Source organism: Streptomyces sp. NBC_01635, assembly GCF_045209715.1.
GTDB classification, from domain to species: Bacteria; Actinomycetota; Actinomycetes; order Streptomycetales; family Streptomycetaceae; genus Streptomyces; species Streptomyces hirsutus.
Genome location: NZ_CP109277.1, coordinates 497854 through 514763, shown reverse-complemented (window position 1 = coordinate 514763; position 16910 = coordinate 497854). Strand labels below are relative to the sequence as shown.

Annotated in this window: 15 protein-coding genes and 1 pseudogene; 8 read left to right on the top strand and 8 right to left on the bottom strand. The window is 69.9% G+C overall.

Going from position 1 to position 16910, the window contains the following annotated elements; all coding sequences use genetic code 11:
- Positions 1-141: 141 nt before the first annotated feature.
- Genes OHB56_RS02595 through OHB56_RS02585 form a run of 3 tightly spaced genes read right to left on the bottom strand, consistent with a single transcriptional unit; the run spans position 142 to position 3679 of the window.
- Complete coding sequence (locus OHB56_RS02595) at positions 142-492, bottom strand: UBP-type zinc finger domain-containing protein (RefSeq protein WP_326756702.1); 351 nt, start codon at positions 490-492, stop codon at positions 142-144.
- On the bottom strand, positions 489-2006 hold the full coding sequence (locus OHB56_RS02590; protein ID WP_406351391.1) for an ATP-binding protein: 1518 nt from the start codon (positions 2004-2006) through the stop codon (positions 489-491). The genes OHB56_RS02595 and OHB56_RS02590 overlap by 4 nt, the downstream gene beginning before the upstream one ends.
- Positions 2003-3679, bottom strand: coding sequence for an FAD-dependent oxidoreductase (locus OHB56_RS02585; RefSeq protein WP_406351389.1), 1677 nt, complete (start codon positions 3677-3679; stop codon positions 2003-2005). The genes OHB56_RS02590 and OHB56_RS02585 overlap by 4 nt, the downstream gene beginning before the upstream one ends.
- Before the next feature lie 538 nt (positions 3680-4217).
- On the opposite strand from OHB56_RS02585, the gene OHB56_RS02580 reads away from it, so the two are divergent.
- Both OHB56_RS02580 and OHB56_RS02575 read left to right on the top strand, forming a co-directional pair.
- Positions 4218-4376, top strand: coding sequence for a hypothetical protein (locus OHB56_RS02580; protein ID WP_406351387.1), 159 nt, complete (start codon positions 4218-4220; stop codon positions 4374-4376).
- A 19-nt stretch (positions 4377-4395) separates the two neighbouring features.
- Positions 4396-4707 (top strand): transposase, encoded by a 312-nt coding sequence (locus tag OHB56_RS02575; RefSeq protein ID WP_406351385.1) that lies wholly within the window; start codon positions 4396-4398, stop codon positions 4705-4707.
- A 6-nt stretch (positions 4708-4713) separates the two neighbouring features.
- Here OHB56_RS02575 and OHB56_RS02570 read toward each other — a convergent pair whose 3' ends face one another.
- The gene (locus OHB56_RS02570) at positions 4714-4941 is read right to left on the bottom strand and encodes a hypothetical protein (protein WP_406351383.1); all 228 of its coding nucleotides are present in this window, start codon (positions 4939-4941) and stop codon (positions 4714-4716) included.
- Between the two features lie 107 nt (positions 4942-5048).
- Positions 5049-6095, bottom strand: coding sequence for a LacI family DNA-binding transcriptional regulator (locus OHB56_RS02565; protein ID WP_406358891.1), 1047 nt, complete (start codon positions 6093-6095; stop codon positions 5049-5051).
- A gap of 205 nt (positions 6096-6300) precedes the next feature.
- Between OHB56_RS02565 and OHB56_RS02560 the strand changes: the two genes are divergently transcribed.
- Genes OHB56_RS02560 through OHB56_RS02550 form a run of 3 tightly spaced genes read left to right on the top strand, consistent with a single transcriptional unit; the run spans position 6301 to position 9074 of the window.
- A complete protein-coding gene (locus OHB56_RS02560; protein ID WP_326756707.1) occupies positions 6301-7164 on the top strand; it encodes an ABC transporter permease in 864 nt (287 codons plus the stop codon).
- A gap of 45 nt (positions 7165-7209) precedes the next feature.
- Positions 7210-8232 (top strand): ABC transporter substrate-binding protein, encoded by a 1023-nt coding sequence (locus tag OHB56_RS02555; protein ID WP_406351381.1) that lies wholly within the window; start codon positions 7210-7212, stop codon positions 8230-8232.
- Entirely contained in the window at positions 8229-9074 is an 846-nt protein-coding gene (locus OHB56_RS02550) for an ABC transporter ATP-binding protein (protein ID WP_406351379.1), read from the top strand. Before OHB56_RS02555 ends, OHB56_RS02550 begins: the two co-directional genes overlap by 4 nt.
- A 68-nt stretch (positions 9075-9142) precedes the next feature.
- On the opposite strand, the gene OHB56_RS02545 is transcribed toward OHB56_RS02550, so the two are convergent.
- Both OHB56_RS02545 and OHB56_RS02540 read right to left on the bottom strand, forming a co-directional pair.
- Positions 9143-10015, bottom strand: a complete 873-nt coding sequence (locus OHB56_RS02545) for a sugar phosphate isomerase/epimerase (protein WP_326756710.1) — start codon at positions 10013-10015, stop codon at positions 9143-9145.
- 16 nt (positions 10016-10031) lie between these two features.
- Positions 10032-13523 (bottom strand): ThuA domain-containing protein, encoded by a 3492-nt coding sequence (locus OHB56_RS02540; RefSeq protein WP_406351377.1) that lies wholly within the window; start codon positions 13521-13523, stop codon positions 10032-10034.
- A 256-nt stretch (positions 13524-13779) separates the two neighbouring features.
- On the opposite strand from OHB56_RS02540, the pseudogene OHB56_RS02535 reads away from it, so the two are divergent.
- A pseudogene (locus OHB56_RS02535) lies at positions 13780-13944 on the top strand (ABC transporter substrate-binding protein); the annotation flags it as partial.
- Between the two features lie 31 nt (positions 13945-13975).
- Here OHB56_RS02535 and OHB56_RS02530 read toward each other — a convergent pair.
- The gene (locus OHB56_RS02530) at positions 13976-14716 is read right to left on the bottom strand and encodes a cupin (protein WP_406351375.1); all 741 of its coding nucleotides are present in this window, start codon (positions 14714-14716) and stop codon (positions 13976-13978) included.
- 258 nt (positions 14717-14974) lie between these two features.
- On the opposite strand from OHB56_RS02530, the gene OHB56_RS02525 reads away from it, so the two are divergent.
- Together OHB56_RS02525 and OHB56_RS02520 are read left to right on the top strand one after the other, a co-directional pair.
- Positions 14975-15622, top strand: coding sequence for a hypothetical protein (locus OHB56_RS02525; RefSeq protein ID WP_406351373.1), 648 nt, complete (start codon positions 14975-14977; stop codon positions 15620-15622).
- A gap of 388 nt (positions 15623-16010) precedes the next feature.
- Positions 16011-16847 carry an IS6 family transposase gene (locus OHB56_RS02520; RefSeq protein ID WP_406351372.1) on the top strand — a complete coding sequence of 279 codons (837 nt, stop codon included), beginning with the start codon at positions 16011-16013 and terminating at the stop codon, positions 16845-16847.
- The last annotated feature ends 63 nt before the right edge of the window (positions 16848-16910 follow it).

Genomic DNA, 16910 nt, shown 5'->3' with positions numbered 1-16910 from the left:
GGGAAAGCACCTCCCATGGCGTCAGATCTCCGCGGATGACACACAGTTGGTCACTCGCCGATCGCTGAGTGGGGTGGATGCTATACGTCCTGAGCATGGCCATATGCCGCGCATGCGCGACGGCGGGCAGCTCGGGACGGCTCAGCGCAGCACGTCCGCCCAGTTCGTGGGGACGCGGCCCGCCGGGCCGGGCGCCGGCTGGTCCGCCGGGTGGCTCACCGGCGGCGCGAGTTCGGGGCCGGTTTCGTACAGCTCGTTCGTGTCGTAGTTCCAGAACCAGCCCTCGCCCGGCTCGTAGCTGCGGATCACCGGGTGCCCAGTGGCCCGGTGGTGGGCGGTGGCGTGCTTGCCGGGAGAGTCGTCGCAGCAGCCGATGTGGCCGCACTGCGCGCAGCGCCGCAGATGGAACCACCAGCCGCCTGCGGCGTCGCACTCGACGCAGCCGGGGCCGCTGGGCTGGACGCGGGGGTCGATTCCGGTGTCGCTGGTCATGCCGGCTCCTGGGATGTCGTACGGTCCTCGGACGTGAGCGGCGGCCCGTCGGACGAGGCGGAGGAGAGTGCCGTTCCGTCGGGTTCGACGGCGGCCAGGGGCAGCAGTACCCGGAAACGGGTGTCGCCGGGCACCGACTCCACGTCGATGCTGCCGTGGTGCTTGTTGACGACGATCCGCCGGGAGATGTCCAGCCCCAGACCGGTGCCCCGGCCGACCGGCTTGGTGGTGAAGAACGGGTCGAAGATGCGGTCGCGGATCTCCGGCGGCACGCCGGGCCCGGTGTCCCGGAACTCGACGAGAAGCTGGTCGTCATGGAGTGCGGTGCGCACGATCAGCGTGCCGTCGCCGCCCGAGCCGTCCATCGCGCAGACCGCGTTGTCGATCAAGTTGGTCCACACCTGGTTCAGTTCCGCCGGGTAGGCGGGGATCCGCGGCAGCGTACGGTCGTACTCCTTGAGGATCCTGATCCGCGGCCCGATCTTGCCGGACAGCATCAGCAGTGTGCTGTCGAGGAGTTCGTGCACGTCGGCGACCTGGTAGGGGGCGCGGTCCAGCTGGGAGTACTGCTTGGCGGCGTCCACCAGAGCGGAGACCCGGGTGGTGGAGTCCGCGATCTCGTCCATGAGCAGCTCGGTCTCCACCGTGTAGTTGAGCCAGCCCACGGCACCCGGCAGGATCTCCTGCCCGACGGCCGCCGCGACCTGCTCCAGCCAGTCCACGTCGAGCCCCGCCTGCACGAAGGTCGGCGCGATCTGCCAGCCCTGCTCGATGCCATGGTCCTCCAGCCAGTCGGTGAGGGCGTCCTCGCGGTCGGCCGCCTCCAGCGGGGTGAGCACCGGTGCTTTGGCGACCCGCTCGGCGGTCCGTTGCTGGATGTCGATGAGATTCGCCAACTGCTCCCTGGAGAAAGAGCTTTCGGCGATGAGGGCGAGCTTGTGCCGCATCCTGGCCACCCGCTCCCGCAGCGTCGCGGTGGCCCGGACGGCGGCCGCCGCCGGGTTATTGAGCTCATGGGTGAGCCCGGCGGACAACGACCCGAGCGCCAGCAGCCGCTCCCGCTGCCCTACGGCCGCCTGGGTGCTCTTCGCCCCGAAGAACAGCCCCTCCAGCAGATGCACCGCCATCGGGAACCACTCGCGCATGATGTCCGCGAACGTCTCGGCGGGCAGCACGAAGAACCGCGTCGGCTCCGTGACACGCATCGAGTTGTTGTAGACCTGCCGCAGCCGGTCCCCGAGGTACGCCTGCATGGCGCCCGAATACACCCCGCGCTGCGAGGACCGGATGACCTCCACGTCGTCGCCACCGACCCGGCGGGAGAGCACCACCGTGCCCTCCAGCATCACGTAGAAGCAGGCGGCCGGCTCGCCCTCGGTGTAGACCGGGCCGGGGTCGAACCGCTCCATCCGCCCCTCGCGGCACAACCGGCCCAGCTGTTCGCCCGACAGCTTCTCGAACAGGAACAGTGAGCCGATCTCCTTCGGGCTGCACGGCATCAGCCGGCCGCTCATGACTGCTCCAGATACCGGTGGACGAGCATCACGGCCATGGCTCCCTCTCCTACGGCGGACGCGACCCGCTTGGCGGACTCCGCGCGCGCGTCACCCGCGACGAACACGCCGGGCACATTGGTCTCCAGGTGGTACGGCGGCCGGTCCAGCTCCCACCCGGGGGGCGGACGTCCGTCGGGCGTGAGGTCGGGCCCGGCCAGGATGAACCCGCGCCCGTCCCGCAGCACCATGCCGTCCAGCCAGTCGGTCAGCGGGGCCGCGCCGATGAACACGAACATCCACTGGGTGTCGACCAGCTCGCTCTGCCCGCTCGCCGTGTCGCGCAGGGTCAGCTTCTCCAGGTGGCCGGAGCCGTGCGCGGCCTCCACCACGGTGCCCGTGCGCACCGAGATGTTGGGGGCCTCCTCGATCTGCTGGACCAGGTAGTACGACATCGACGCCGACAGGGAGGAGCCCCGCACCAGCAGGGTCACCGACTTGGCGCCCCGTGCCAGGTACATCGCCGCCTGCCCCGCCGAGTTGGCGCCGCCCACGATGTAGACGTCCTGGCCCTGGCAGGACGGCGCCTCGGTCAGAGCCGAACCGTAGAACACTCCGCAGCCGGTCAGGTCCCGCGCGCCGGCCGCGGACAGCTGCCGATAGGACACCCCGGTCGCCAGGATCACGCTGTGTGCGGCGACCGCCGAGCCGTCCGAGAACCGTACGGTCCGGGCCGCGCCGCCCACCTCCAGGCCCGTCACCTCGCGCGTGGTGAGGATCTCGGCGCCGAACCTCGCCGCCTGCCGGCGGGCCCGGTCGGTCAGCTGGGCGCCGGAGACGCCGTCCGGGAAACCCAGGTAGTTCTCGATCCGGGAGCTCTGCCCGGCCTGCCCGCCGGTCGCCGAGCGCTCCACGAGCACCGTCCGCAGCCCTTCCGAGGCCCCGTACACGGCAGCGCCGAGCCCGGCCGGGCCGCCGCCCACCACGACGAGGTCGTAGAAGTCGGCCGCCGGTGTCGTCGCCAGCCCCACGCGGGCCGCGAGCTCCGGTGCCTCCGGCTCCAGCAGGGGCGTGCCGTCCGGGGTGACCACCAGCGGCAGCCGCTGCCCGTCCTGCCCGGCGGCGGCCAGCAGCCGCCTGCCCTCGGGCTCGTCGGAGGAGTACCAGCGGTAGGGCACCTGGTTGCGGGCCAGGAACTCCCGCACCTGGGACGACCGCGCCGACCAGCGGTGCCCGACCACCTTGGTGCTGGGCACCGGCCGGTAGTCACTGCGTCGCCAGGCCTGCAGCAGGTCGTCCAGGACCGGATAGAGCTTCTCCTCGGGCGGGTCCCAGGGCTTGAGGAGGTAGTGGTCCAGGTCGACGACGTTGATCGCGTCGATCGCCGCGTTGGTGTCCGCGTACGCGGTCAGCAGGACCCGCCGCGCGCCCGGGTACACGTCCAGGGCCTGTTCGAGGAACTCGATGCCGTTCATCCGCGGCATGCGGTAGTCGGCCAGGATGACGGCGACGAGGTCGCCGCGCAGTTTCAGCTCGCGCAGCGCGTCCAGCGCGGACTCGCCGGACTCCGCGCGCACGATCCGGTACGAGGCGCCGTAGCGCCGCCGTAGGTCCCGGGCGACGGCGCGGGAAACCCCCGGGTCGTCGTCCACGGTCATGATGACGGTCCGCGTCGGCTCCACGGCCTGTGCCATGTGTCTGCCACCCCGGGTGGTCGGATAGGCGGCCCGGTGCGCCTTTGCGGCACCACGCCGGCTTCCGCCCATCGTATGTTCGATCGTCCCGATTTGTCTTAGTGTGTGGAGGGGCGGGACAGGCTCATGGAGGAGGACCGGTGGCGCAAGGAGGAGGAGGAGCGCGCTGCCGCCGAGGCCCTGCAGAGGATGCCGCTGCGCGAGCAGCTCCCGCCGTTGCTCGAACCCGATCCGCCGCCGCCCGCTGACACCGTGAGGCACTGGACGCCTACGTGGCGGCGTACGCGAGCGCGTACGCCAGCAGGGGCACTCGGAGTTCCGCCGCCTGCTGGCCGCGCGGCTCGCGACTGGGCCGCGTCTGGACCGGTACTGGGAACTGACGGCTGTCGTGCTCACACCGCCGGGCGGCCCGCCGGAGCCGACCCCGGGCTCCGCGGACGACTGGCTGCGCGAGGCACTGGAGCGGGACAACGCCGAAGCGGCGTAGAACACAGGAAAGAAGCTGACGGTCGCGACCGGCGACCAGCTCCAGCGGATCATGGCCCCGCACCTGATCCTGTGGGGGTTCGTGAAGTCGTCGCTGCACGTCGGAGCCGTGATCAGCTGCGGCTGGCAGGATCACCCGGTGATTGTCTCGCTGCTGTACAAGGTGGCCCGCAGGCTGCTGTCCGTCCCCGGTGTGTCTACTGCGCCGTGACACTGCGAGGGACGCGGAGGTGCTGGTGCTGCGGCACGAGAACGCCGTGCTGCCCCGCCGACTGGACGGCCCGGTCCGCTACGAGTCGGCGGACCGGTTCTGGCGCACCGCACGAGCCGAGTGCACGGATCGTCTGCTGATCTGCAAGGAGCAGCACCTGCGACACGTCCTCGCCGAATACGCCGAGCACTGCAACCCCAGCTGGCCGCACCGAGCCCTGGACCTGTGCGTCCCAGCCGACGAAGCGGATGTCATCGCCTTTCCCGCGCAGCGGATCCAGCGCCACGACGTCCTCAGCGGGCTCATCCACGAGTACGGCAACGCTGCCTGAAGAAGATCACGAGAGCTGGCGAATGCCCAGGTCAGCGCATATGCGGGACTTTTGGAACCTCGCAGGGCTCCCGAAGATCAGGCCGGTGTCGACGCGCTGAAGCATGTGCCACCCCTCCAGCCGCCCGAGCGCCCGGGTCACGTTCGACCGCTCCACGCCCAGCTGGTCGGCGATCTTCTTGTGCGTGGCGCGCAGCCACCCTTCACGCTGTCGGCCGATGCACTGCGCGAGCACCCCGACGACTCGTCACGCCAGGGCCGGTGACCTGCACGCATCACGATGGGGCTTCCTCACTGACCATGCCGCTGAACGGGCCGGATGATGATTCGGCACCCGCAGTGTCAGTGCGCGCCCCCGTCGGCCCTGGCCGGCCGTGGCGGTGGGGGAGCGACGCTGGCGCGCAGGACGACCTCACCGCCCATCCTCAGCACCCGTGACCGGGGCCCGCGCGGCTCGCGCAGGGCGAGTGCCATCACCTCCTGCCCCATGGCGGTGAGCGGGAGGGCGACCGTCGTGAGCGGCGGTGAGAGTTCCCTCACGAGGGGGATGTCGTCGAAGCCGGCCAGCGAGATGTCCTCCGGCACACGTACGCCCCGTTCCCGGAGGGCGGCGAGCGCGCCCACGGCCATCACGTCGGTCACCGCGAAGACGCAGGTGGGCCGTTCGTCGCGGGCGAGCAGCGCTCGTGCCGCCGTGTACCCGCCTTCGCGGGTGAAGGGTCCGCGCACGATCCGCTCGGGCGCCAGGGTGACACCGGCCCGCGCCAGTTCGTCCCGGAAGCCGGCGAGCCGGTCGGAGACCGTGGTCAGCGAGGGCGGTCCGGTGAGTACCGCGAACTCCCGGTGCCCCAGGTCGAGCAGCGCCCGGGCCAGGGCCGAGGCACCGCCCCGGTTCTCCGGCAGCACGGCGTCGACCCGCAGGCTGCGGTGCCGGCTGACGACCGCGACGCGTCCGCCCGCGCGCACGTACGGCTCGAGTTCCGCGGTGAGCGCCCGCTCCCAGGCCCGGTCCTGGAAACCGGAGCCGATCAGCAGGATGGCGCGGGCCCGCTGGGCGCGCAGTGTGGACACGTATGCGATCTCGCGGGCCGGTTCGCGGAAGGTGCTGGCCAGCATCACCAGCAGGTCCTTCTCCGCGGCTGCGCGCATCACGCCGGCGGCGATCGCGGCGAAGTAGGGGTCGCCCACGTCGTGGCAGATCAGGCCCACGGTGTTGTTCGACGCGCTGGCGAGTGCCTGGGCATGGGCGTTGGGGATGTAGCCCAGTTGGTCGGCGGCCGCGCGTACCCGGCTGCGCAGGTCCTCACGGACCCGGGTGGTGCCGTTCAGGGCTCGTGACGCCGTTGCGAGGGACACGCCCGCTCTGCGGGCGACGGCGTCCAGCGTCACATGAGCCTGTGCTTCCCGTTCACTCACTTGACCCCCCGAAACTTCGGGACGACCTATTGACCGTGCGGACTGGCACTCATTAGCGTGGCTGCACTGTATCAGAAAGCGCTTTCTGAAAGCGTTTTCTCACAGAGGCAGAGAGAACGATGGACCCGGCCGGTCCGGACGGCTCTTCCCGCCCGCTCCGGAGACCCAGGAGTTGACCGTGAGTCAGAGTGCCATCAAAGCACCACCCGCGCAGGTGGCGGGAGTCGACAGGCGGAACAGCCCGAGCGCGGGGGAGCGGACGTCGCGGCTGCTCGAGCAGAGCTGGCGCCCCGCCGCCCTGCTGCTCGCGTGCTTCGCCGTCTGGTGGGTGATCGCCGCCGCCGAACTGGTCGAGCCCTACCTCGTCCCCTCGCCCGGCGCGACGCTCGACGTGCTGACCGGGAAGGCCGACTACATCTGGCAGCACACGTGGGTGACCACCTACGAGACGCTCCTCGGCTTCCTGATCGCCGTCGTCGTCGGGGTGTTCGCCGCCGTGGTGATGGTCTACTCGGCCACCGTCGAGAAGACCCTCTACCCGATTTTGCTGTTCGCCCAGGTCGTGCCGAAGATCGCCATCGCCCCGCTGTTCGTCGTGTGGCTGGGCTTCGGCATCGCACCGAAGATCCTCATCGCGGTGCTGATCGCCTTCTTCCCCGTCGTCATCTCCATGGTGACGGGACTCAAGGCGGTCGACCCGGAGATGCTCCAGCTCTCCTCGACCATGGGCGCGAGTCCCTGGCAGACCTTTGTCAAGATCCGCATGCCCGCCTCGTTGCCACACCTGTTCTCCGGCCTCAAGGTCGCGGTGACACTCGCCGTGACGGGCGCGGTCGTCGGCGAGTTCGTCGGCGCCAACGAAGGGCTCGGCTATGTGATCCTCCAGGCCAACGGCAACCTCGACACCCCGATGCTCTTCGCCGGCCTGCTGGTGATGTCCCTGATCGGCGTCGCCCTCTTCGTCCTCGTCGAGATCGCCGAGAAGTTGCTGCTCCCGTGGCACGCCAGCCGCCGCGAGACCGGTGTCACCACCACGTACTGACCTGATGACCGGCCACCTGCCCCAAGCTCACGAGAAGGATCAGCCATGACTGCGCGCAGACTGCTTCTGACCGGCCTCGTACCGCTGCTTCTGGTCGCCACGGCCTGCGGGGAGGAAGGCTCGGACACATCGTCCAGCTCCTCCGGTGAGGAACTGGACAAGGTGACGCTGACGCTCAACTGGTACCCGTACGGCGAACACGCGCCGTTCTACCACGGCAAGCAGCAGAAGATCTTCGAGAATCACGGCATCGACCTCGAGATCCGCGCCGGCCAGGGCTCCCAGAAGACGGTGCAGGCCACCGGTGCCGGACAGACCGACTTCGGCTGGGCCGACACGCCCGCCGTCCTGTCCGGTGTCGACGCGGGCGTCAAGGTCAAGAGCCTCGGCGTCTTCCTGCAGACCACTCCGGCGTCGGTGCAGTTCTTCGAGTCGCAGGGCATCAACAGCCCCGCCGACCTCAAGGGCAGGACCATCGCGGGCACCGCCGGCGACGCGCTCTCCAAGACGTTCCCCATCTTCCTGAAGAAGAACGGCCTCGCCGAGTCCGACGTGAAGGTTCAGAACACGGACCCGGCCGGCAAGATCGCCGCCGTGATCTCCGGCAAGACCGACGGACTGCTCGGTTACGCCAGCGACCAGGGACCCACCATGCAGAACAAGGCCAAGAAGCCGGTCTCGTACCTGCGCTTCTCCGAGAACGGGCTGAACTTCTACTCCAACGGCCTCATCGCCGGCCAGAAGGTCCTCGCCGGCAAGAAGGATCTCGCCCAGCGCATGGCGAAGGCGGTCAGCGAATCCTTCGCTGCCGCGGAGAAGGCACCGGAGCCGGCCGTCGCCTCGATGGAGGGCGCGAGTGAGCAGCTCCCGCCGAAGGAGGTCCTGTCCGAGCAGTTCGCCACGACGCTCACGCTCCTGCACACCGAGTCGACGCAGGGCAAGGCGCCGGGCGTCAACATCGAGGCCGACTGGCAGCGGACCATCGACGTCTTCGCCGAGGCCGGACTGGTGAGCAGCCCCAAGGCCGTGGCCGAGTACTGGGACAGCGCCACCGCGATGAAGGGATGACGATGCCCAGAAACACCACCGTGCGGGAGCCGGAAGTGACGAAGGACGGTCAGAGCAGCGGGCCCGGCAGCACAGCGGCGGTCGGCATCAAGGACGTCGCCGTCCGTTTCCGCACCAAGAACCGTGACGTGACCGCGTTGACCGACATCGATCTCGAGGTGCCCATGGGGCAGTTCGTCGCGATCGTCGGCCCGTCCGGATGCGGCAAGTCGACGCTGCTCAAGCTGGTCGCCGGGCTTCTGAAGCCGTCCGCGGGCGATGTGCTGCTGAACGGCGAGCGGGTGCAGGGGGCGCGCCACGACATCGGCTACGTCTTCCAGCGCGCGGCCCTGCTGGAGTGGCGTTCGGCGCGCCGCAACATCCTGCTGCAGGCGGAGATGCGGAAGATGCCGGCGGAGCTGGGGCGCCGGCGCGCCGACGAACTCATCGCGATGACCGGCCTGAGCGGCTTCGAGGACGCGCTGCCGCACGAGCTGTCCGGCGGTATGCAGCAGCGCGTCGCCCTGTGCCGCGCCCTGCTGCACGAGCCGCCCGTCCTGCTGATGGACGAGCCGTTCGGCGCGCTCGACGCGCTCACCCGCGAGCAGATGAACACCGAACTCCACCGCATCTGGCGGGAGACCGGCACCACCGTGCTCCTGGTCACCCACTCCATCTCCGAGGCCTGCTACCTCGCCGACCGGGTGGTGGTGATGAGTCCCAGGCCCGGCACCATCACCGAGATCATCGACGTGGGCCTGCCCCCGGAACGCGACTACACGGAGACGATGGGACGGCCCGAGTTCCGGGAGGCCACCACCCACATCCGCGGCCTGCTCGGCGCGGTCTCCGCGGCGGACTGAGCTTTCCGGGGAGCGAAGGAGCCCCGCACCATCCCAGGGATGGTGCGGGGCTCCTTCGTACGGGCCGGTCAGTACCTCAGGTTCGCCAGGTACGTGTAGCTGTTCCGTGCGGTGGCGAACGGGTCGGCCGGTGCGTCGTGCTCCACCAGCCACTGCTTCACACCACCGCTGTGCGCCGTGTCGAACATCGCCGCGAAGTCCAGCACCCCGGACCCGACGTCGGCGATCGAGCCGTCCGCGGCCATGTCCTTGACGTGCAGTACCGGGAAGCGGCGGCGGTGCTCCACGAACAGGTCCTGCGGGTCGCTGCCGCCGCCCTTGGCCGCCCAGTAGACGTCCAGCTCGAAGCCGACCAGGTGGGGGTCCGTCTCGCGCAGCAGGATGTCGTACAGGTTCTCGCCGTCGACCACCTGGTGGTCGGCGCCGTGGTTGTGGAACAGCAGCGGACCGAGCCCCGCCTTGCGGGCCGCGAGCCCCGCCTTGTTGAACTCCCTGGCCGCCTCCCGGAATCCGGTCGGTGTGTGCATCGCCGCCGGCAGGCTGGGTACGACGATCCACCGGGCGCCCAGGGTCCGGATGTCGTCGAGGGCCTGCGGCAGTCCGCTGCTCCGTACGGTGTCGTAACCGACGTGCTCCAGGACCGCCCGCAGATGTGTCTCGTCGAGCATGGAGCGGATCGCGGCCGCGCTGTTGCCGTGCCGGCCGCTCACGCCGACCGTCGCGTAGCCGATCTCCTCGAGCCGCGCGAGGGTCCCCTTGAAGTCCGCCGCCAGCGCGGAGCGCATGGTGTAGAGGTGCATGCCGATCCCGGAGCGCGGGATGCGGCGGCGGCGCTGTGCGGCCGTGCCGTTCGCCTCGGCGGCGTGGGCGACGGGACCGGCCACGGTGAGTGCCACGCCCGCGGCGGCGACGCCGAGGAATGCGCGTCTGGTGCCGTTCATCCGGATCTCCTTCATATCAGCCGACGTTGATTCGGACGGAGTCGGTGGTTGTGTCACCCTTGTCGTCGGTGACCGTGAGCCGGGCGGTGTACGTGCCCGGGCGGGCATAGGTGTGGGCGGCCTTCGCGGTCTCCTCGCCTGCGGGCCGGGCGTTGTCGCCGAAGTCCCAGTGGTACGAGGCGGCGGTACGGCCGTCGGGCAGACGGACACCGCCGGACAGCTGGACGGCGAGCGGTGCCTTCCCGGTAGCCGGCCTGGCCTTGACGGTCACCTTGGCGCCTTGGTGCTTCTCCACGCCGGGCCCGTTGAAGTGCAACCAGTCCACGGCGAACAGGTCGGCCTTGTCCGCGGTCCACTTCGGGTTGGTGAAGACCGCGTACAGCTTGGTCGTGCCGCCGAGGTCGGCCAGTGCGGTCGTCGGGGAGACGACGTTGCCCCAGCCGCCGGTGGCCGGCACGGTCACCTTGCCGAGCAGCTTGCCGGTCGGCGATCCGGCACGGAACTCCACGGTCCCGCCGATGCCGTCCGAACCGGCCCCCACGGTCACGGAGTCGATGCCCTTGAGGTTGACCGGGTCGAAGCTGATCCAGTCGCCGTGCTCGATCTCACTGAGCCGACTGCCGCCGGAGGCGTCGGTGCGGCTGCTCACGACCGCGCCGGCGTGCGCTCCGCCGGTCGATGTCATGTGCTCCGCCTCACGGAAGTTGGTGCGCAGCGTCAGCGAGGCCGACCCGGTCAGGGCGGGTACGCCAGGTGCGGCCTTGTCCTCGTACTGGGCGGTGATGCCGTAGTAGAGGTTCTGGCCGGGGCCGTGGCTGTCACCGGCGTCGGTCACGATCTCGCCCGTACAGCCGGTGTAGTTGTCCAGCGGATGGAGATGGGAGTCGTGTCCGAGCTGCGACTGCACGACGACACGGGAGCAGTCGATCCGTTTGCCGTCCTCCTTGTCCTTGACCTTCACGGTGAAGGGGATGGTGTCGCCGAAGCTGAACATCCCGCCGTTCGGCGGCTGCTGGACGGTGACCTCGGGCCGGGTGTTGCCGACGGTGATGTCCTGGACGGCGAGGCCCGGCAGGTCGCCGGGTCCGGTGGCGGTGAGCCGGGCGGTGAAGCGGCCCTTCTCCTTGTACACATGGGTCGGGTTCGCCTCGGTCGAGTCGGTCGTCCCGTTTCCGTCGAAGTCCCAGGCGTATGTCACGGGCTTGTCGTCGGGCAGTCCGGAGCCCTCGCTGGAGAACTGGACAGTCAGCGGGACGGAACCGCTGTCGGGGGTGGCCGTCGCCCGGGCCGTGGGCAGCCGGTTGTCGGCCACGTAGTCGATGCGGTAGATGCCGGAGCCCTCGTTGCTGCCGCCCCGGCCGGTGCCGCTGCCGAGCCCGAAGTCGATGACGTACATCGCGCCGTCCGGTCCGAACTCGGCGTCGAAGGGCTGGTTCCACGTCATGTCACCGAAGACGGTGTTGATGGAGTGCAGGTCCCCGGCCTTCACCGGCTCGAAACGTGGGTCGGTGAACGTCTGGTCCTGCTGCTGGATGGAGAAGGTCTTGAACCACTTGCGGGTCAGTTCGTAGGTGAACCACTTGCCCTCGAACGCCGCCGGGAACTTGCCCTGGTAGGTGTTGGCGGGGTCGTGGTCGTAGACCGGGCCGCCCATGGGGCCGCCGCCACCGGTGCCGAGTTCGGGGAACTCGGCGGAGGCCGAGTAGGCGTACCAGACCGTGGCCGGCTGGGCCGGCGGGAGATTCGTCAGACCTGTGTTGTTCGGCGATTCGTTGACGAGGTTCGCGCAGTCGAACTTCGGTCCCGACGTCTGCGTCTGGAAGTCGTAGTCGTTGAACGGGGTGTTGTTGCCGACGCAGTACGGCCAGCCGAAGTTGCCGGCCTTCGTGATCCGCATGTACTCGACGGTGCCCTCCGGCCCGCGGTCGGGCCGGGCTGCACGGGCGTCGGGGCCGTAGTCGCCGACCAGCAGCGCACCGCTGACGGGGTCGGTGGTGATCCGGAACGGGTTGCGCATGCCCATGGCGTAGATCTCGGCACGGGTCTTCTCGGTGCCGGGCGCGAAGAGGTTGCCCTCGGGCACGGCGTACGTGCCGTCGTCCTGGGGTGTGATGCGAAGGATCTTGCCCCGTAGGTCGTTGGTGTTGCCCGAGGTGGCCTGGGCGTCCCAGGCACGGCGGCCGTCACCCTCGTCGATGGGTGTGAAGCCGTCGGACGCGAACGGGTCGGTGTTGTCGCCGGTGGCGACATACAGGCTGCCGTCCTTGTCGAAGGCGAGCGAGCCCGCCATGTGGGAGTTGGCCCGGCCCTCGCCGCGGAAGGTGGGGATGGTGAGCAGCCGCTTCTCGGACGCAGGGTCGATGGTGCTGCCGGAGACGGTGAAGCGGGAGACGTTGAGCTGTTTCTCGGTCTTGTCGGAGTTCAGCAGGTACAGCCAGTTGTTCTCGCCGAAGTCCGGGTCGAGGGCGAGTCCCAGCAGGCCGTCCGACTGACTCGTCATCTCGGGCGTGTACTCGAAGTCCAGCGCGGTCGCGACCTTGAGCGTCGACTGGTCGATGACCTTCACCTTGCCGGTGCGCTCGATGAAGAAGACCCGGCGGTCGGGCGCCACGGCCAGCTCGAACGGGTCGGCGAGGTCGCTGGTGGCCAGCGGGGTGCGCTGGAAGGCGCCGGTCTTGCCGGCCGTGCAGTCACCGGGCTTGTTGCCCGCCGCCCACTGGATGCCGCCCAGCAGGTGCTTCAGGAAGTCCGGCTCCTGGAAGGCGGAATCTGCGTGGCCGCCGGCGGTGAACCAGGAGCGTCCGCCGTCGTAGTTCTGGCACCAGGAATACGGCTGGTCGTCGCCCTCGTCGAGGCCGGTGACCCCGTCACGCACCTTGACCTGCGCGAGCGTGTGCACCTTGCCGGTCGGGTTGGTGCGCCAGTTGTACCACTCCTCCGTGCGCTCCCAGAGCTCGGGAAGGCCCTCGGTGGAGGGGTGCGAGCGGTCGAGCACCTTCACCCGGCCGGTCTGCACCGCCGGATGCTTGTCGAAGATCGCTCCGACCAGGCCCTCGTACCAGTCCCAGTCGCGCTCGCTCGCGGAAGCAGCGTGCAGGCCGACCCATCCGCCACCGCCCCGGACGTACTTCTGCAGTGCGGCCCGCTGTGCGGCGTCGAGGAGGTCGCCGCTCTCCGGGGTGGAGTTGGTGTTGTTGAAGACTATCGCCTGGAAGCGGGCGAGGTTCACGTCGGTGAACGCCGAGGCGTCGTCGGTGGCCTCGACCTCGAAGCCGTTCTCGCTGCCGAGCTTCTTGACGGCCTCGATACCGGCGGGGATCGAGTCGTGGGTGAAGTTGGTGACCTTGGAGAAGACGAGTACGCGGTAGGGCGCTGCTTCGGCACGGGGTGACAGGGTCACTCCGAGGCCGAGGAGCAGCGCCAGCAGTGCGGTGATGACGGAGACGGGGGAGATCGCGGTGCGAAGGGCTCTCGACCGTTCATGCCGTCTGGGGTGATGATCAGTCATGGCGCTCCCGGTGCTGGTAGGTCCTGCCGCAGGCTGAGAAAGCGCTTTCCGGGTACGCCGCACAGCGTAGATTCCGGCGTTGCGGGGGGTCAATGGGTCGGAAGCGCGCAGTGTGGCACGGCAGTTGGGGCCCTGTCGGTGGCGGGTCGTACGGTTGCGCCATGGCCACTGCCGACGATGCACGAAGGACCGCGCCCGGTCTGCCCGGAGCGATCGAGAAGCTCGCATGGGGCATGCCCACGTTCCGTCTGGAGGCGGGCGGACAGGGCGCCCCCGTGCACTGGCCGCGCTCAACACCGTCCTCACCACAGTCGACCTGGCACGGCTCAACGAGCAGGTCGACAGCTGGCGGCGGCTGCCGGAGGACGTGGCGCGCGACCCCCTGGAGTCCAGGAAGCTCCTGACGCCCTCGGGGGAGTGAGGCGGCCGGGCCGGGACCGGGGCGCCGTCGCTCAGCCGATGTCGTACACGTCGAGGCGGCCGCACATACCGAACCGGCCCCGGGCGGTCGGCTGTTCGGTCCGCAGTCTCGCCTGCGCAAGATGCTCCGCGTCGCCGCGCTCGAGGCGGTCGAGCTGTGCGCCGGTCGCCGCGGCCGCGGCGACCGCCCCGTCCCGCCAGCGTCCGCGCCACCGGCCGACCAGTGGCCGCACCAGCGCCGCGGCGGCCCGGTGGAACGCCGCCAGCGGCTCCGGATCCCCGGCCTCGGTCGCCTTGCGCAGTGCCGCGAAACCCTCAAGGGCCAGATCACGGCGGTGGCGGGCCGCGGCTTCCACCTCCTCCTCGGAGCCCGCCTCCGGCAAGGTGACGGCCACACGGTAGGCGACGAGGTCGGCGAGCAGATGCGGCGGCAGCGTCAGCACCGCGTCGCCCGCCTCCGGCAGACCGCAGTTCTGCATCAGCACGACGATGGTCAGGCCTCCCTCGTTGACCAGCCGGTGGATCGTGCCCGGTGTGAACCACACCAGCGCGCCCGGTGTCAGCTCGGTCTGCTCGAACCCGGATGCCGTCAGGGTCTGCACCGTGCCCCGGCCGCCGGTCACGGCGTACCCCTCCGAACAGCTCAGATGGACATGGGGCGTGCCGCCGCGCAGGCCGTCGGCGGCCAACCAGTCGTACACCCGCAGCCGGGAGACGCCGATCCCGCCGGGCAGGCCGTCGTACGCGACGGACGTGTCGGCCCTGCTCGCCATGGGGAACTCCTTCGGTCGGCCGGGGCGCAGGCCGGGAGGCGACGGCGCAACAGGACGGCAAGCGCTTTCCGCCTGGAAGCTAGGCCCTCCCGGCGAGACGGTCAAGAGCCCGTGCGTGCGCCGCCCTGTGTCAGGTCGTCAGCCGCCTTGGCAGCCAGCGCAGTTGCGCGGCCTCCTGGAACACGCCGTCTGTGGGGATCGGAAAGTCATCGCTGCGGGCGAGGGCGGCAACGCGGCGTCGGACGGCACCATCTCTGCGTGATCGTTTCGCTGGTGTACCAGGGGACCCGAAAGCCGCCGTCCATCCCGGCGGTGCTGCTGCGCCGCGACACCTCCAAGGACGCCGGGCTGCTTGTGCTGCGGCACGAGAACGCCGCCCTGCGCCGCCAACTGGACGGCTCGATCCGCTACGAGCCGGCCGACCGGCTCTGGTTCGCCGCCCTCTCCGGGCGGATACCCCGACGGTGCCGGCGCGAGGTCTTCCCGGCCACCCCGCCACCTCGCCCCGTCGACACCGCAGGTTCATCGCCGCCGCGTGGCACTGCACCGCACGCCGACACACCGGACGGCCGCCCACCCGAGCGGCGATCAGGACGCTCGTCCTGCGAGTGGCCAAGGGGAACCCCAGGTGGGGCATCGATGCATCCAGGGGGAGCCGGCCGGCTCGGGCACAGCATCGCCGCCTCGACGGTCTGGAAGATCTTCCACGCCGCAGGCGTAGAGCCGGCACCGCGCCGCTCCGGCCCGACCTGGCGCGAGTTCCTCACCGCCCGAGCCGAGGACATCATCGCGACCGACTTCTTCCATCCCGACACCGTGCTCGGCAGGCGGCCATACGCGCCGGCGTTCGGCGAGCACGACACCGGGCGCCTGCACATCACCGGCATCACCACTCACCCGACGTGAGATGGGACGGTGCGGCGGGGCCGGCCGGGGTCTGCCTCGGACGGGCGGGATGGTGTCGAGCGAAGGCATGAGCTGGTCGAGGCGGGGCAGGGAGGTCGGCTTCGTGGGCGTCGCGGTCGCCGTGACCGGGCGGTGATGGCTTTGATGTGCTGCCAGGTGGCGGTGGGCTCGCGGTCTTGGCCGCAGTCGCGGCACCGGGCAGTCGTGCGGCCCTCCCTGTGTGCCCGGCAGGGCGAGCAGGTTTGCGGGCCGGTGCGACGCCCATGGAGGGTATATCCGCAGTCTGGGCAGCGCGTGACTTGCGGAAGTTGCGACAGCTGAAGTTCCCCCTTTGACCTGGAGGTCCTGGCCCAGCATGCTCTTGCCCGGCGGACAGTATCCGGTGGTGATGTCTGAGCGCTGGGGCCCGGCCGACTTCAAGGATCGCATCGACACCTTGCTGGCCGACTTCTTGGCAGCGGAGGCCGAGCAGCTTCTCGTAATCGACGACGCTCTGCATCCGGTGGCCGAGCAACTGCAGTCGGCAGCCGCACACGGCAAGCGGTTGCGGGCGGCGTTCTGCTACTGGGGATGGCGCGCGGTCGGCCAGCCTGACAGCGACGCCTTGATGCGGGCGGCAGCCCCCATGCACCTGGTTCATGCGGCGGCGATCGTCCATGACGACCTCATCGACGGCAGTCCGTTGCGCCACGACCAGCTCACCGCCCACATAGCCCTGTTCGGCCAGGCCTACGCCGACGGACTGCGCCGCCGCCGGCCCCGGCCCGGCGACAAGTGGCATCTCGACGAAGTGTTCATCAAGATCAGCGGTGTGCGGCAGTATCTGTGGCGGGCCGTCGACCAGGACGGCAATGTCCTGGACATCCTGGCCCGGTCGAGGCGGGACGCCAAGGCCGCCAAGCGGTTCCTGGCCAAGATCATGAAGAAGCAACAGCGGGTGTCCAGGGTCATGGTCACCGACAAGCTCCGCTCCTACGGCACCGCCCACTGGGAGCTGATGCCCTCGGTCGAGCACCGCTCCCACAAAGGCCTGAACAACCAGGCCGAGAACAGCCACCAGCCCACCCGGCGGCGCGAACGGGCCATGACGGGCTTCCGCAGCGTCGGCGCAGCCCAGTGGTTCCTGGCCGCATTCAGCGGCATCTCACCCCATTTCCGGCCCCGCCGACACCTGATGACCGCCGCCGAACACCGCCTCGAGATGACCATCCGGTTCACTCTCTGAGACCACATCACCAAGAACGTCGGCCTGCCCACCCAGGGCTGAGCACCGACCCGGAATCCGGTC